Here is a 1491-nt window from a genome sequence, read left to right as displayed (position 1 = left end):
CCTATTTAATATTTACCCTCCTATTTAATATTTACCCTCCTATTTAATATTTACCCTCCCAGTGCCCACGAAGTGAATCAACCGCAAGATTTTCTGCTTATCTTGCTCAGAATATATACACGACAAAGTTATCGGTGAACTCATCTAAAGAGTATTGTTCAATCTGTCTAAAATATTACTCTAGAAAAACGATAGTTGTTGGCTGTCTTTAGTTTTTGGCTCACAGTGGCGAAAGTAATTCTGGCTTAATTGCAAGTTTCCTGACGGAAGTACAGGTAATAAAAATACAAGATGTTTAAATATCTTGAGACAAAAATGGTGTTAATAATGAAAACACTTTTAATTAGTGTTGTTGCTGTGCAGCTAATCGTAAGTTCAGTAGCAGTTAAGGCTGATGATACGACCGAGCCCTCCTATTCCCCCTATTCTGGCGAGCAACACCCGCGTAGTCCATTGTGGGGGGATGCTCACCTTCATACTAATTTGTCCATGGATGCAGGTTTGGCAAATAACCGGCTTCCGCCAGAAGACGCTTATCGATTTGCCCGAGGAGAAACCGTTGAAAGTTCTCTCGGGTTATCTGCAAAGCTGTCCAGACCCCTGGATTGGCTTGTTATTGCAGATCATACTGATGGTATGGGGCTGATTGGGGATATCATTGAAGGTGATCCTGTTGCTCTTGAATTTGAGCAAGCCCAGGGATGGAGTAAGGCTCTTCAGGAAGGCGGCCAGGCAGCGGCCGAAGCAAGGGCTTCATTAATAAAAACCTTTGCAAAAGGTGAGATTGACCCTGAACTGATCAATCTTTATGCGCCGGGAACTGAAAAATTCAAAAGTATTTGGGAGGGGGCTATTGCCGCTGCCGAAGCTTATAACGAACCTGGACGTTTTACTGCCATGCTTGGTTATGAATGGACTTCGCTGATTGAAGGTAACAATATGCATCGTGTTGTTGTTATGCGCGATGGCCCGAAAAAAGCACTGCAGTTTGAACCTTATACAACGGTTCCCCCCAAAGGTAGCCCTGACCCTCGGGATCTTTGGAAATTTATGAGTCATTATGAGAAAGAGACTGGGGGGAAGATGCTAGCCATTCCTCACAATGGCAATCTTTCCAACGGAATTATGTTTCCCTTGGCCGAACAGTGGAATGGCAGAGCTTTTGACTCAGACTACGTGACACAGCGGGCGAAATACGAACCTCTTTATGAAGTCACTCAAATTAAAGGGGATGGTGAGGCGCACCCGTTTTTATCTCCCGGTGATGAATTTGCCGATTTTGAAACCTGGGATCTTGCTAACCTGGATGGCACAGTTGCCAAAGAAAATGCCATGCTGGCCGGTGAATATGCCCGGGAAGCTTTAAAGAATGGATTAGCGATTGAAGAAAGATTAGGCACTAATCCTTATAAGTTCCTGATTACCACTGTAAGTCAGCCAGCTTAAGAAGCCTTTCTGGCATTGGGCACGTACGTGCTGCCATGTAGCCAA

The 1491-nt window shown here is 44.3% G+C and carries 1 protein-coding gene; it reads left to right on the top strand.

All coding sequences use genetic code 11. The features are described from left to right. Positions 1–327: 327 nt before the first annotated feature. On the top strand, positions 328–1446 hold the full coding sequence (locus QMA35_RS21625; protein WP_281649202.1) for a DUF3604 domain-containing protein: 1119 nt from the start codon (positions 328–330) through the stop codon (positions 1444–1446). Positions 1447–1491 lie beyond the last annotated feature (45 nt).

Origin of the sequence: Parendozoicomonas sp. Alg238-R29 (assembly GCF_947331445.1) — a bacterium.
Classification (GTDB): Bacteria; Pseudomonadota; Gammaproteobacteria; order Pseudomonadales; family Endozoicomonadaceae; genus Sansalvadorimonas.
Note: the sequence above shows the minus strand (reverse complement) of the source record. Positions and strands in the feature narration are given on the sequence as shown.